The following is a 14,282-nucleotide window of genomic DNA, read 5'->3' on the forward strand; positions in this document are numbered from 1 at the left end:
TGTTGAGACTCATAAACCTGATTTTAATGATACCCGTGGATTAAATCAACAGCACAGTGAATCCTTTCTCACTGCTGAAAAATAGAAATTATTTCTTTTGAAACGTAGTTTTTACGCTTATTTTTTCTGAGGGGGCACTCTGATCAGACCCTCACCCGGGATGTAGCACTGGTAACAGGACTCTTTTTGACTTTCTTATGTCTTCTGCCCCACCATATATAAATACCTGTTACCGGCAAGCTGGCACAGATCAGGCTAGCCATAAAAACAATCATCTTTCCGGGTAAGCCTAATATAGCGCCGACATGGATATCATAGTTCATATCCCGCAGCTTGTTCGCAAAGCTGGCTTTGGCATATTCTCCGGTATAAGGTCCATCAGCTGGCAGTATAGCCAGGGTATTGCGGTCGAAGTAATAGTTATCCGATTTATAATATGTGCCGGGACGGTAGTTCAAAGACGCAGCCACTGATTCAGATTTATCTGTCACAAAGCCGATACTGATACCAGCGCCCTGTGGCGCCTTTGCGAGCAGTTGCTGCCATACCTGATCTTCCGGAATGCTATATTGGGCCTGCTTTGTTGTATCTGACAGTGGCGCCGCATATGGCGGCAGGGCTTTTCCTCCGGAAGTTGCATAGTATAATCCCTTACTGAACCACTCAAAGCCCCATACCAATCCGGTAGTAGCAATTAATAGTCCTATCACCAGTATGTAAAATCCGAGTACGTTATGCAGGTCGTAATTGAGCCTTCTCCATTTTGCATCCCATTTAATGCTGAAGCGCTGACGGGCAGCGGCCTTGTTCTTCGGCCACCATAATATCAGACCAGAGATCAGCATCACCACAAATATCAGCGTCACAGATGCCACTATCGGCTGACCGATCTTTGGCGGCAACCAGAGGTAATAATGTCCGTGTAATATAAAATGGAAAAAGTCGTCTTCTTCGCTCCATACCTTGATCACTTTGCCGGTGTATGGATCCATGAAGACCTGATAATAATAGTCCGGGTCGGCGCCGTAGAACATTACGGAAGCACTTTTATCCTTACCGGGGTAGTTGATGCCGTTCGGATGTTTGTCTTTAACTTCTTTTACGGCAATGGCTTTTAACGTAGAAGGTGGCAGCGGGTGTACACCTGGCCTGCTGGCGGTGTACATGTAAGGCTTGGTAAGGCTTTCTATTTCCTGCTGGAATGCGAGGATACAGCCGGTTATGGCAATCATGAAAACGCCGATACCGGAAATAAAGCCCAGCCAGAGGTGGATTTTACCAATGAGTTTTTTTACAGTCATACGCAATTGCAGTTCCTTCGAAGGTTGGGATTAAAGATGCGATAAATAGCAGGGATTGTTTGCTCGAAAAGGGAATTTTTTCCGTGGCTTATGAATATTCCCATTTCGATATTGAGGGGTTGTCCTGTGCGGATGTTTTGAGGTACCGCGGTTTCAGTCTGGGACCACAGGCTGTAGTTCTTTGAAGTTACTTGCTATGGGACGGGGTGGGAGAGTTGGGCAGTGGATGGTGGATTAAACCCCTGGGGGCATGGGCTCAGCATACTTCAAAGAACTAAGGCCAGTGGTCTCCAGCTGAAAGCCGCTGTTGGCAATGTGCTTACAATAGAAAAACGGCCGGACGATGTGAGAGGCATCATCTGGCCGTTTTATGAGCGGGAATGTTGATATTATTATGCTGTTGATGCTATGGATTTAATTTTTGATGCTTGATGCTTAATATTTGATGTTTGATGCTTTATTGCTATTCTGATTGTTAACTATCTGCTTTTATATATTTCTGTTCCGGCGAGCAGAAAGCACCCCAGACCGTAGTCTTCGAAGTCTGGAATTTTGTCGTAGGTAACGGGTTGACCATCGGAAGGTTGCTTTCCGGTGCTTTGTACGTAGCCAAGCATACCGTTGTCGTGTACGCATTCTTTGGTGAGCGCATTCCAGGCTTTGGTGATGGCAGGCTGATAGGTTTTCTTGTCAAGGTAGCCTTTACGTACGCCCCAGGCCATACCGTATACGAAGAGGGAGGTGCCGGTCAGCTCCTTACCGCCAAAGTTGGTGGGATCATGGAGACTGGCATTCCAGAAGCCATCCGGGCGCTGAAGTTTAAGGATGGCGGCTGACATATCTTTGAAGTCCTGCAGAAAGATCTTATAGTAAGGAGAGCTCTGTGGGAGCTGTTCCATTGTTCTGAGTAGTGCTGCCAATACCCAGCCATTGCCACGGCTCCAGTAACAATTGCCGCCGTTTGGTTCCTTGTAGGGCGGTACAAAATCCTTGTCGCGCCACCAGAGATGTTCGTTTGGGTTGTAGAGGCCTTCTGTACCGTGTTTGTATTTAGTGTAGGCATACATTTCATACATGCGGTGATAGTAGGCGGTGTCATTGTATAATTTACCCAGACGCGCCATGACAGGCATTGCCATTTGTATGGCATCTATCCAGTCCCAGTCATCGATCACATCGGTATGCATCATTGTATCAATGGAGGCCTTAATATCGTGAATACGGTTCTCGTGTTGCTTTTTATCGAGGAGATAGAGATCGATGTAGGTTTGTCCACAGGCCTGATTGTCGGCGTTACGGGTTGTAATACCTCCCCGGAGGCCCCAATTATGCTTATCACCCCATTGTACGGCGTAGTCATAATAGCTTTGCTGAGGATCGATCTGGTGGAGGGCCATCAGACCTTCGTAATAGACGGCTCTTGTCCAGATATGGGAAGGCCAGGTCTTTTTCAACACGATGTCTTTGCCGGCATCCGGCCATTTTTCCATAAAATAACGGTTAACGAGGGTCAGGGTTTTCAGGGTCTCTTTTTTTGGCGGCAGTGCCTGCTGTGCCTGTACCGGCAGATAACTGCTGATGCTCAGCAAAGCGGCAGCTGCGAAAAGATGCATCTTCATTGTATATAGTTTTTACGTGGATGGATCAACATTATGGCATGGGATTCAACCCTTCCCACATCACGTGCCATTTACCATTTTCTGGAATACCGGGCAATGCCACATTACAACCGTCATATCCTGCACACATGATGGCAATAGCCGTCAGCAATCCGCCATTCCCGGGCAGATACAGCCGCAGTCTTTCGTCCTGATAGTTATGTCCGTTAACTAACCATGTATTCGTCTTTACCGGCATAAACAGTGCATCCATGGCCTTTTCAGGTAGCCCCAGACGGGTAGCTGTCATAGCGGTAAGCGGAAAATCCCAGCCCCAGGTTTCTTTCCAGTTCCATGACTGCCAGATCTTATTAAAAGTGCGATGCATTACGGCCGTATCTACATAAGGACGCGCCGGTAACATGCCCAGAGCACCGAATACGGCCGGATGATCTGTCATATAAGGAGGATTCGTATAAGAGTCCGGAGCGCTTTCGGCTGCCAGATACAATCCGTCTTGCTGAGGAAGTGCAGAAAGGCTATCCAGCACATTATCCCAGCGGGCATTACGGGGCATGCCCAGACGTACTCTCCATTCCTGCGCTGTAGATAATCCCCAGCGCCAATAGGCCAGTTCGAACGTTGCATTAAAAGTACTCTCCGGCTTGAAACGTTCCTGTGCCGGAATCATACCGGGGCCTAGTGTGTAGCGATGCTTAGCACTATCATATGTAGGATAGGAAGCCATGAAATCAGCTGTCGCAAATACGAGATCTTTGTATTTATTCAGTGTGCCTTTATCGTGATAATGACGATAAAGCAGTTCTGTCATGTAAATAAAATGTGGTTGTTGCCATAGCAGAAATGCCCCTACAGAAGAAGGACTCTCATTACCCGCCGGATCGGTCATTTTCTGCCAGCGCACGCCTTCATAACCTTGTCTTTTTGCAATAGCGGCCGCTTTTTCAGCTACTTTATAATACCATTGCAGACACTTTTCCAGCATATCCGGCCGGTTCCAGAGAGCAAAATGGGCAGCATGCCACCAATGCATTTCAAGGTGTGGTTTTCCAAACCAGCTGTTATAGGTCAGTCCGGTTTCCTGTGGTGGTATATTACCAGCACATTGTACCGCCATAAGATACTGGGATAAGATGATCCTTCTTTCCAGTTCGGTTGCTCTTGGATCTGTGCTGCCGGAGAAATCCACAGCACCTCCCTCCTGCCAGAAATGCTGCCAGTGGTCTTCGCTCAGCATCCGTACTACACCGAAATTAGGAATACTACGTCCTAATGGTATTTCTTCACTGAAACGGAAACTACATTCTATTACAGCACCGCTTGCAGCAGGAGTCAACAGATGATCATGTCTTTGTAACTGAGTGACGGTCATAGGTTCTGAACCAGACACTTTAAGATAGTAACGGTATTTATCCAGCACATGTTCCAGGGTAAAGGAACGTTGGTCATAATCGATGATACGGGAGGAATGTTTTTCAGGGAATTGTCTGTTGACGCCCACATCCGAAAAAGTACCGGTCGGATAAGGGAAACGGACACGCAGTTTTATACGGCCCTCTTTTATCAGAGCAGATGATATTTTGACGGAGACAACATCTGTTTCGGGATGTACCGCTGTGATTACGTCCACAGGCGTACCCTCCACTGTAAAATGACTTTTGACAATACCATTCCAGAGATCGAGTTCCTGATCAATTCCTTTAATATCTGATAAGCTACAGGTAGTACCATTCTTCAGCGTAATAAGCATCCCCAGATTCCCCAATTGCAGCCGGTGTACATTCTGGCGGAACCAGTCGGATGCAGCTTTATTTCTTTCCGGCGTATTCCATTGCACAGCATAGGTAATATCACGGTTATCCAGATGATAGGATTTCAGACTTTCTTCAAAACGATAACCGGCGGTATCCGTAAAGCTGTGCCATCCCCACTCTGATTGCGTTCCCAGCGGAACACCCTGGCTGTAGGCTTCAGGAAATGATTGCATACCGGTTACATCCACCGTAAAAGCAAAGCCACCATTCCCCACGGTCAATGCCGAGAGAGAATCAAACTGTTTATTAATGACATGATGTCTTTGTACAAGGGCCATACGGTCTATACGTTCCTGACTACTGGCGGTAATGCCATTTAGCAGCAGAAAGACATATAGTGAAAGCGCAATCAGCCGGGCAGATGTTCTTTTATTCCTCATCGTGGAAACACATTTCGATAAATGTATGGAAACGTTTGCGCAAAAACGGATTATTAATTTGCAATATCTCTGTTAACAAAGTATCCTACAGTGTCCTACTGACAACTGGAACGGATTTTATAATTTAGTCTGTATGAAAACAATATCCTTTCTCAAATCAGCCGTCTGGCTGCTGATAATGTGCAGCAGCATACGGGCAGGCGCCAGTACTATAGCTAATGAAGACAGCCTTCATCAGGAAAAATATGTACTTGTTATACATGGCGGAGCCGGCACTATCCTGAAAAAAAATATGACACCACAAAAGGAGGCGGCTTATACTGCTGGTTTACGCGATGCACTAAATGCTGGTTATAAGGCAATACAGGCAGGAAAAAGTAGTCTGGATGCTGTGGAAGCTACGATCAGGGTACTCGAAGATAATCCGTTGTTCAATGCGGGTAAAGGTGCGGTGTTCACACATGATGGCCGTAATGAAATGGATGCTGCCATCATGAATGGTAAAACACTGGAAGCAGGGTCTGTGGCAGGGGTATCAACAATCCGTAATCCTATAACGGCAGCAAGAGCGGTAATGGAAAAATCAGAACATGTGATGATGACTGGTCGTGGAGCAGAACAATTTGCGAAAGAGGCCGGACTGGAAATAGTAGATCCTTCTTATTTCCGGACACAGGAACGCTGGGAAGGATTACAAAAAGCACTACGTGAAGATTCTATCAAGAGTAAGCTGGACCACAGTTACAGTCCTGCCGGCAAGCTTGGCATTGAGAATATCGATAACAAATTTGGTACTGTAGGCGCTGTGGCGTTGGATAAAGCAGGTAATCTGGCAGCCGGCACCTCTACCGGAGGTATGACAAATAAGAAATACGGACGTGTGGGAGATGCACCTATTATCGGAGCGGGCACTTATGCTAATAATAATACAGTCGCTATTTCATGTACCGGATGGGGAGAGTTTTTTATCCGCAATGTAGTAGCACACGACCTATCTGCGCTGATGGAATATAAAGGGTTAACAGTACAGGAGGCCGGAAAGGCCGTGATAGATAAAGTAGGTAAATCAGGCGGTAATGGTGGATTGATTGCGTTGGATAAAGAAGGGAATGCTGCACTTCCTTTTAATACGGAGGGGATGTACAGAGGTATGGTGACTGCCGATGGTAAAATCACTATTGAGATCTACAAATAAGCAGGTTTAGACTAAGGTCCGGGAAACTCCAGGACGGAGTTCCCCGGTTTACTTTTTCAGTTAGTATAGGGTGTTAGGATATAGTCAATAATGCTTTTAACGGCTAACGGATCCACGACAGATTAATTCAAAAAGTTAAACCTGTTCTCAAACAATTTTCCAACTCCGGGGACAGGGCTTAGAATATCCTTTGATGCTGCAACAGCACCAAAAGTCATTAAGACCAATGGAAGAAGGCCGGCAACCGCTAATATTGAGCCTATTGAAGGGAGTATTGCTGAGATAATCTGAATTGCTATCCACAAAACCGCAGCGAATATAAATATGCCCAGTGCCTGATTCAGGTGGTATTGAACCAGCCTGCTTTTATCAGGACTGTTTCTATACCGGACATAGGTATACAACCATCCGATCAACGTGATGTAGGCAATAGTAGCCAACGTTTGGTTTTTCATAAAAGATATGGTTTAAATTTTTGCGGCCCGGGCGACAGTATTGCTACCGTGGCCTGCCTTTGTGCCATCAATATCAGGGTGGGTTACCTTTCAGAAGTTGTGTCTATGGTTCCGGTACCGGCTTTTGCAGCCTGCGTATCGCGTGTATTTTTCTGTACGCTGATAGCACCAAAGATGCTCAGCAGGAAGGCGAAGGCGTAGAATCCTTTCTCACTTGGCAGTAATGTCGCATTCCATAAACCTACTGTCAGCAGAACGATGCAGAGTAGGGTCGATACCCAGCTAAGACCATAATAAATGTCTGTTACCGGGATACCTTCAAGACGGTCTCTTACACATTTCTGCACAGAGACGCCGGCAAAAAGGCCATACATGAGTATGGTAAAATAGTAGCCTTTTTCATTGAGCTGCATTGCTGCGTTCCACAGCCCAATTACATAACCTACCACTCCAATCAATAGTGCGAGCCAGGAGGTAGCAATAAAGGCAAGTGACGGTTTCTGCTTCATTTATGTTGTGTACTGATTCGGTGTCAAAAGTAGATCAAAAAGTAACTGCCTGGAATAGCGGTTTTCAGGTATAAATCGTCAGGATTCATTATTTTGGTACCGAATTATCCAGGATACTTATGCACTACAACAAGGGAACCCACCTGATTGCGACCCTGTATACAACTGAGCATCAATTACTTAATACTTTTGAAGCATTCAGAATATTGACAGATGACCTCATCGGGACACACCAGTTACAAAAGCTGGGAGAAGTATACCATAACTTTAGCCCTTCCGGTTATACCGGTGTCGTATGTCTGAGCGAAAGTCATCTTTCTATACATACCTGGCCGGAACATGGCAAGATCAATATTGATATATACCTGAGCAATTATCTCCGGAACAATGACGGTACGGTAGATAAACTATACAGCGCGATCAAAGATCATTTTAATGCGACTGTCGAACAGGAACAATTCCTCAAACGCTAAACAAATGACTGTGATCCCATCTATCTATCAATGCCCGAACTGTAGCCGTGTTGTTAATTTCTCCTCTCCTCACACAACCGTTAAAGTATGCGAATGCGGAACGGTGATCAACAGGATGAGTGACGGCTCCATTCTACCCCGGCCATTCCGGACCATTACGGATAAAGCATCCGTGATTGCCCCCGGCACTACCGGACAATGGAACGGGAAGAAATTTACTGTTACCGGACGCTTCAGAATATGGACCGAAGAAACTGTTTTCAGCTACTGGACAATCATCTTTCAGGATGAAACGGCCGCCTATCTTGCTGAAGGATATGGCATGTATGCCATTTATATTCCCAAAAAATCGCCTCCTGAGCTTGCCGGAGACAATATCAGAAGCATAGCGCCCGGCAAGAAGAAATTAATGTTTGGGGAGGAGTATATGCTGTTGCGTAAGGACACCGCTAAACTATGGGAAGTAGAAGGCGAACTGTATATTCCGGAATGTAACACTACGTTTCTGACCTATGATTTTTCCAGTCCGTCGGGTAGAATCATACATATAATAGAGTACTGGCCACGCATACAACCTGCATTCGAAGTACATCACACTGATTTTACCAGTCTTGCACTGGCAAACACCCGCCCATATGAAAATAGTGGCAGATCGTTTAAATGTAACTGTGGGTATAATAACCATGTAGCGACCTTCCCATTTGCACAAAGCACGGTGTGTACCGGCTGTGGTAACTGGTATGTATACAAGAACCAGCTTGAGTTTGTCAAAGTTGGGCAGGGAAATACCATGACTCCCCAGCCAGTCATTAAGGTAGGTGCAAAAGGTATTATAAAAGGGATATCTTATACAGTCACCGGTTATATCATGAAGGAGGAACGTAATTCCTATCACGCCCGGTGGACAGAATACGCCCTGTTTAATGAAAAAGAAGGCTTTGCCTTTCTGAGCGTTTATGCCGGCCACTGGATATACCTGCGCGAGCAGGGGAAAACGCCCGTACCGGATACGATTGGAACAGATGGCTTCAGATATGATGGACGTGATTTTGATCTGTACAATGATTATTCTTTTAAGGTGATATGCGGAAAAGGAGAATTCCCGGGTAATCCTTTCAATGATGGTCACATTAAGTGCTGGGAGTTTATAGCGCCGCCTGTCATGTGGGCCAGAGAGCAGAGTCCGGAAGAAGGAATCGTTTGGTTTAAAGGAACCCATATTGCCGCAAAAGATGTCAAAGACGCGTTTGGAGACGCAGTAACACTTCCTAAGCAGGATGGCATCGGTATGTTAAAGCCTAATGGCTATATCAACCTCAAAGAGATGTTGAAGTACACTCTGGTTGCCATTCTCGTACTGATAGTAGTGCATCTTGCCACTACGAGTGGCAGCAAACAGGAAGTGCTGATCGACAAAGAGCTTTATTTCTACGATTCATCCAATGTACATAGTGCGGTAGTAGGTGATGTACACCTGGACAAACGCAGCAGTAATGTCATGCTGACCATCACCTCTTCTGTGGATAACTCCTGGGTTGAGGTAGAAGCTACGCTGGTCAACAAAAAAGACGGCACTGAATATAGTGTAAGTAAAGGTGTTGAATATTATAGCGGAGTATCAGAAGGAGAACGCTGGAGTGAGGGTAGTCAGGATGCCAAAGTATACCTGAATAGTATACCCAGAGGAGATTATACCGTACAACTCAGTGCTACACGTGAGCAAGGGGCCTTCCCTGTACGTTCTTATCATGTTACAGCATACTATGACGTATCGAATTTGCACAACCTGTTTATTTGTATAGGGCTGTTACTGATATGGCCTGTCTTTAAATATATTTTCACATACTACAGCGAAAAGAACCGCTGGTCCAATAGTTCATACTCAAGGTTTAACTATGAATCTGAATAATTTCAATCCCTTCAAGGAGGATTCTTCCATGTTTCCATTCCGTTGGTTCCTCCTTATTCTGGCACTGTTAAGCGGCGTGTTACTGTATTCTGATTCCAGCGGGTATCGTCTGTTTTCCGGCTCCGGACAACAGCAATGGAACGCTTCCGGTCAGCAGCATTTTCATAAATAATCTAACAAACAACCTAATATGACAAACGCACTACTCAACTCTATTCTGTATTCCTTCATTGGTATCGCTATTCTCGTGATTGTCTTTATACTGGTGGAAGTTCTGACACCAAGACATAACCTCCGTAAAGAGATCATGGACAATCAGAACATGGCGGTAGCTGTACTGGCGGGCTTTTTCATGCTGGCAATGGCGATCATTATTGCTTCTGCTATTCACTAAGTAAACGAAACGATGTCTAAAAAAGAAAACGGCGCACAGTGGCTGTTACTGACGGCAGTATTTGTTATTGCCACCTGTGGATTGATTTATGAACTGGTAGCTGGTACGCTGGCTTCTTACCTGCTGGGGGATAGTATTACACAGTTCAGCACTATTATCGGCGTGTACCTGTTTTCTATGGGAATAGGTTCCTTCCTGTCTAAGTACTTCAGCAAAAACCTGCTGGCCTGGTTCATCAGGATAGAGTTGCTGGTAGGACTGGTAGGAGGGTTCAGTTCCGCCTTATTATTTATCATGTTTCCGCTGGCAGCGTCTTTCCGCCTGATACTATATGCCATCGTGCTGATTACCGGCATACTGGTAGGGCTGGAAATACCACTACTGATGCGGATACTGGAAAAGAAGGTGGAATTTAAAGAACTGGTAAGCCGGGTCTTTACCTTTGACTATATCGGCGCTTTGCTGGCGTCGCTGATCTTTCCGCTATTGCTGGTACCACATCTCGGGCTGATCAGAACCTCTCTCTTTTTCGGCATCCTGAATGTCGGCGTGGGGTGGTATCTGGCATATAAATTTTCAGGAGAAGTACGACAGGCCGGGCTGTTAAAGGTAAGTGCCATCATCCTGTTATTGTCTCAGCTGGTATGTTTTGTCTTTTCAGAAAAGATCATGACCTACAGCGAAGCCATGACCTATGATGATAATGTTGTGTACTCTACCTCTACACCGTATCAGCGTATTGTGATTACTAAAAATAAGCATGAACTGCGGCTTTTCCTTAATGGAAATCTGCAGTTCAGTACTGCTGACGAATACCGTTATCATGAAGCATTGGTACATCCCACTTTTTCTTCTCTCAGCAATCCGGAACAGGTACTGGTATTGGGTGGCGGAGACGGACTGGCTGTGAGGGAGATACTGAAATATCCGGCTGTAAAGCAGATAACCCTCGTCGATCTCGATCCCGCCATGACAAAGCTGTTTTCTAAACAGCGTATGTTAACCATGCTGAATGACTCTTCCCTGCTGAATCCGAAAGTACAGGTACATAATGCAGACGCATTTACCTGGTTGCGGAACAACAAGACGAAATTTGATGCGATCGTTGTTGACTTTCCCGACCCTTCTAACTTCTCTATCGGAAAGTTATACAGCACGACCTTTTATCAATTGTTGAAACATGCACTACGCCCGGAGGGCATTGCTGTTATTCAGAGCACTTCTCCATATGTTGCCCCTAAAAGTTTCTGGTGCGTAGACACTACCTTAAGAGCGGTAGGTCTGCATACAATTGCTTATCATAACTATGTTCCTTCTTTTGGTGAATGGGGATATATTATGGCTACTCCACAGGAGCCACATCAATGGTTCAGTCATATACCAGCTCCGCTGAAATTCCTTAATCCAACCACGCTTCAGCAGATGCTTACTTTTCCTGAAGACATGAAAGCGCATCAGTTGCTCGACATCAATAAACTCAATAATCAGGCACTGGTAAAATATTTCGAAGAAGAATGGAGTAAATATCTTGAACGTTAAGATATGAGGAGAAGATCATTTATACAATCTATAGCAGGCCTCACTGTAGTGAGCAGTTTTCTGGCATCGTGCCAGAGGCAGCACGTCATCAAAGGAAGTGTGATCGGGGCCAGTTCGCATACCGGTCACTTATTACGGGATAAGAACTTTGCAGCCCCCGTAGCGGCTGTGGAGCATGACATCGTGATCGTTGGCGGAGGTATTAGTGGATTATCTGCAGCACGTCACCTGCATCGTCAGGGTATCACCGACATGGTCATACTGGACCTCGAAAAGGAAATGGGCGGTAATGCAGCCTGTGGCAGTAATGAAGTTTCCGGCTATCCATGGGGAGCGCACTATGTGCCGATTCCCAACAATGACCTTACAGCTTATACAGACTTCATGCGGGAATGTGGAGTTATTACCAGTCCGCCGGAAGCACCTCTCCCAACCTACAATGAATACTATATCTGCTTCGATCCCGAAGAAAGACTCTATATCAACGGACAATGGCAGGAAGGACTTATCCCACAGTTTGGCGTTCCTGATGCCGAGAAAAAACAGATACAGGCGTTTCTTGATAAAATGCAGGCTTTCCGTGTTGCCAAAGGGGAAGACGGTAAAGACGCATTTGCGATTCCACTGGACAACTCCAGCAAAGACCCTGTCTTTACTACATTAGATAAGCTGACCATGAAAGAATGGCTGCACCAGCAAGGCTGGACATCACCTTACCTGCAATGGTATGTGAACTATTGCACCCGGGATGATTATGGGACCACTTACGATGAGATCAGCGCATGGGTGGGTATCCAGTATTTTGCCAGCAGGAAAGGAAAAGGCAGTAATGCAGATCATCATGATGTACTGACCTGGCCGGAAGGAAATGGCTGGCTGGCGGCTCATCTGAAAAAAGAATTACAATCGTACTTCAAAAATGAGGCTTTGGTAGCCCGCATACAGGAAGAGGGAGGTAAACTGGCGATTGATTACTTCGACGTAAAAGAAAGCCGGTTAAAAAGAATCAATGCCCGCCAGTGTATACTTGCCGTACCACAGTTTGTAGCCGGCAGGATATTACATGATGAAGCGCGTATCAGGAAAGTACACCAGCATATGCAATATAGTCCGTGGATGGTGGCGAATATCCGCAGTAACGCACTGGACGAAAGAACAGGATATACTTTAAGCTGGGACAATGTGATTTATAACAGTCCTTCTCTTGGTTATGTAGAAGCCACTCATCAGCAGGTAGAACAGGGTAAAAAGCAAAAGAACCTGACCTATTACCTCCCACTGACAGGAAAAAGTCCGGTGGAAGAGCGAAAGGCAGCAATTGAAAGGACTCACACGGAGTGGGTAAAGATGATCGTAGATGATCTGGATCTTGTACACCCTGATATTGCGACAAATATTGAGGAAGTCAATGTAATGATATGGGGCCATGCCATGGCCAAACCTTTACCGGGCACCGCGCACGGTACGATACGACAGGAACTGGGTGCTTCGGTCAATGACCACCTGCACTTTGCACATACAGATCTTGCAGGTAATAGTCTCTTTGAAGAAGCATTTTATCAGGGACTGACAGCCGCTCAAAAAGTAATGACACAATTATCCGCTAAGATATGAACAAGCAAGCGTGGATAGGCAAACCATGGACTGACAGTGTATTCATACTGTTACCTCCGTTTTTCAGTCTGCTGATCATCATACTCTTCCCATCCTTCTTTCAGGACAATAAAAACATGCCGGATGCGGGCTGGGTAGTACTCGTTCTGCTGGTAGACGTAGCGCATGTATACAGTACATTATACAGAACTTACTTTGATCCACATGCATTGAACCAGCAACGTTTTTTGTTATGGATCATACCGGCACTGAGTTTTATCGGAGGTGTTATTATCTACTCGCTCAGCAGTTTGTTATTCTGGCGCATATTGGCCTATGTGGCGGTTTTTCATTTCGTCAGGCAGCAGTATGGTTTTATGCGCGTATACAGCCGACAGGAAATTGCGGGGCGTGTCAGCAAAATGATAGATAGTATCACGATTTATACAGCAGCCCTGTATCCGATGGCATACTGGCATCTCAGCGGACCACGGAACTTTAACTGGTTTGTGGAAAATGACTTTGTGTTTTTCGAGTCTGTGCTGATCAGGAATATATTAGGGGTTGGATATTTTGCTACTGTGGCTGTTTATATTGTGAAAGAGATCTATAACACCTACACCACCCGTACATTCAATATCCCTAAAAACGCGGTGATCGCCGGTACTCTGGTCTCTTGGTATTTCGGGATAGTATACTATAACGGAGATATGGCATTTACCTTACTGAATGTGGTTAGCCACGGCATTCCTTACATGGCACTGATATGGCTATATGGCCAGAAACAGTACAAGAATCCTGAGAAAAGTGGCTCCTTTCTGCGGATGATATTCAGCAGGTATGGCATAGTGGTATTTTTACTGTTGATATTTGTGTTTGCTTTTGTGGAAGAAGGTCTCTGGGATATGACCGTATGGCAGGAACATGCGACTGTTTTCGGTACAACCCGTCTTCCCACACTTGACCTCAATCAGCAGTTATTAAGTCTGATCGTTCCCTTACTGGCACTTCCCCAGATCACGCACTACGTCCTTGATGGCTTCATCTGGAAGATTAAAAAAGAAGAATTCAAATGGAGCAATGAAATTTGATACTTTTAGA

Annotated in this window: 13 protein-coding genes; 8 read left to right on the top strand and 5 right to left on the bottom strand. The window is 45.5% G+C overall.

Features of this window, described 5'->3' with window-relative positions; genetic code table 11:
• Window positions 1-143: 143 nt before the first annotated feature.
• The 3 genes from FEF09_RS07640 to FEF09_RS07650 form a co-directional block, all read right to left on the bottom strand.
• Window positions 144-1,301 carry a PepSY-associated TM helix domain-containing protein gene (locus tag FEF09_RS07640; protein ID WP_146304544.1) on the bottom strand — a complete coding sequence of 386 codons (1,158 nt, stop codon included), beginning with the start codon at window positions 1,299-1,301 and terminating at the stop codon, window positions 144-146.
• A gap of 479 nt (window positions 1,302-1,780) precedes the next feature.
• Complete coding sequence (locus tag FEF09_RS07645) at window positions 1,781-2,920, bottom strand: glycoside hydrolase family 88 protein (protein WP_146304545.1); 1,140 nt, start codon at window positions 2,918-2,920, stop codon at window positions 1,781-1,783.
• 31 nt (window positions 2,921-2,951) lie between these two features.
• Entirely contained in the window at window positions 2,952-5,114 is a 2,163-nt protein-coding gene (locus tag FEF09_RS07650; protein ID WP_146304546.1) for a hypothetical protein, read from the bottom strand.
• Window positions 5,115-5,247: 133 nt separating this feature from the next.
• Between FEF09_RS07650 and FEF09_RS07655 the strand changes: the two genes are divergently transcribed.
• Window positions 5,248-6,309, top strand: coding sequence for an isoaspartyl peptidase/L-asparaginase family protein (locus tag FEF09_RS07655; RefSeq protein ID WP_146304547.1), 1,062 nt, complete (start codon window positions 5,248-5,250; stop codon window positions 6,307-6,309).
• A 122-nt stretch (window positions 6,310-6,431) separates the two neighbouring features.
• On the opposite strand, the gene FEF09_RS07660 is transcribed toward FEF09_RS07655, so the two are convergent.
• On the bottom strand, window positions 6,432-6,764 hold the full coding sequence (locus FEF09_RS07660; RefSeq protein ID WP_146304548.1) for a DUF4870 domain-containing protein: 333 nt from the start codon (window positions 6,762-6,764) through the stop codon (window positions 6,432-6,434).
• An 83-nt stretch (window positions 6,765-6,847) separates the two neighbouring features.
• Complete coding sequence (gene yiaA / locus FEF09_RS07665; RefSeq protein WP_146304549.1) at window positions 6,848-7,273, bottom strand: inner membrane protein YiaA; 426 nt, start codon at window positions 7,271-7,273, stop codon at window positions 6,848-6,850.
• 119 nt (window positions 7,274-7,392) lie between these two features.
• Between yiaA and FEF09_RS07670 the strand changes: the two genes are divergently transcribed.
• Genes FEF09_RS07670 through FEF09_RS07700 form a run of 7 tightly spaced genes read left to right on the top strand, consistent with a single transcriptional unit; the run spans window position 7,393 to window position 14,272 of the window.
• A complete protein-coding gene (locus FEF09_RS07670; RefSeq protein ID WP_089809471.1) occupies window positions 7,393-7,746 on the top strand; it encodes an S-adenosylmethionine decarboxylase family protein in 354 nt (117 codons plus the stop codon).
• A 4-nt stretch (window positions 7,747-7,750) separates the two neighbouring features.
• Window positions 7,751-9,655: a DUF4178 domain-containing protein gene (locus FEF09_RS07675; protein WP_186774233.1), complete on the top strand. Its 1,905-nt coding sequence runs from the start codon at window positions 7,751-7,753 to the stop codon at window positions 9,653-9,655.
• Window positions 9,642-9,827: a hypothetical protein gene (locus FEF09_RS07680; RefSeq protein ID WP_146304551.1), complete on the top strand. Its 186-nt coding sequence runs from the start codon at window positions 9,642-9,644 to the stop codon at window positions 9,825-9,827. The genes FEF09_RS07675 and FEF09_RS07680 overlap by 14 nt, the downstream gene beginning before the upstream one ends.
• Before the next feature lie 18 nt (window positions 9,828-9,845).
• Window positions 9,846-10,049, top strand: a complete 204-nt coding sequence (locus FEF09_RS07685; RefSeq protein ID WP_146304552.1) for a DUF350 domain-containing protein — start codon at window positions 9,846-9,848, stop codon at window positions 10,047-10,049.
• A 12-nt stretch (window positions 10,050-10,061) separates the two neighbouring features.
• Window positions 10,062-11,588, top strand: coding sequence for a polyamine aminopropyltransferase (locus FEF09_RS07690; RefSeq protein ID WP_146304553.1), 1,527 nt, complete (start codon window positions 10,062-10,064; stop codon window positions 11,586-11,588).
• A gap of 3 nt (window positions 11,589-11,591) precedes the next feature.
• The gene (locus FEF09_RS07695; RefSeq protein WP_146304554.1) at window positions 11,592-13,202 is read left to right on the top strand and encodes an NAD(P)-binding protein; all 1,611 of its coding nucleotides are present in this window, start codon (window positions 11,592-11,594) and stop codon (window positions 13,200-13,202) included.
• Entirely contained in the window at window positions 13,199-14,272 is a 1,074-nt protein-coding gene (locus FEF09_RS07700; protein WP_146304555.1) for a hypothetical protein, read from the top strand. Before FEF09_RS07695 ends, FEF09_RS07700 begins: the two co-directional genes overlap by 4 nt.
• The last annotated feature ends 10 nt before the right edge of the window (window positions 14,273-14,282 follow it).

The organism is Chitinophaga pinensis, assembly GCF_007896845.1.
GTDB classification, from domain to species: Bacteria; Bacteroidota; Bacteroidia; order Chitinophagales; family Chitinophagaceae; genus Chitinophaga; species Chitinophaga pinensis_C.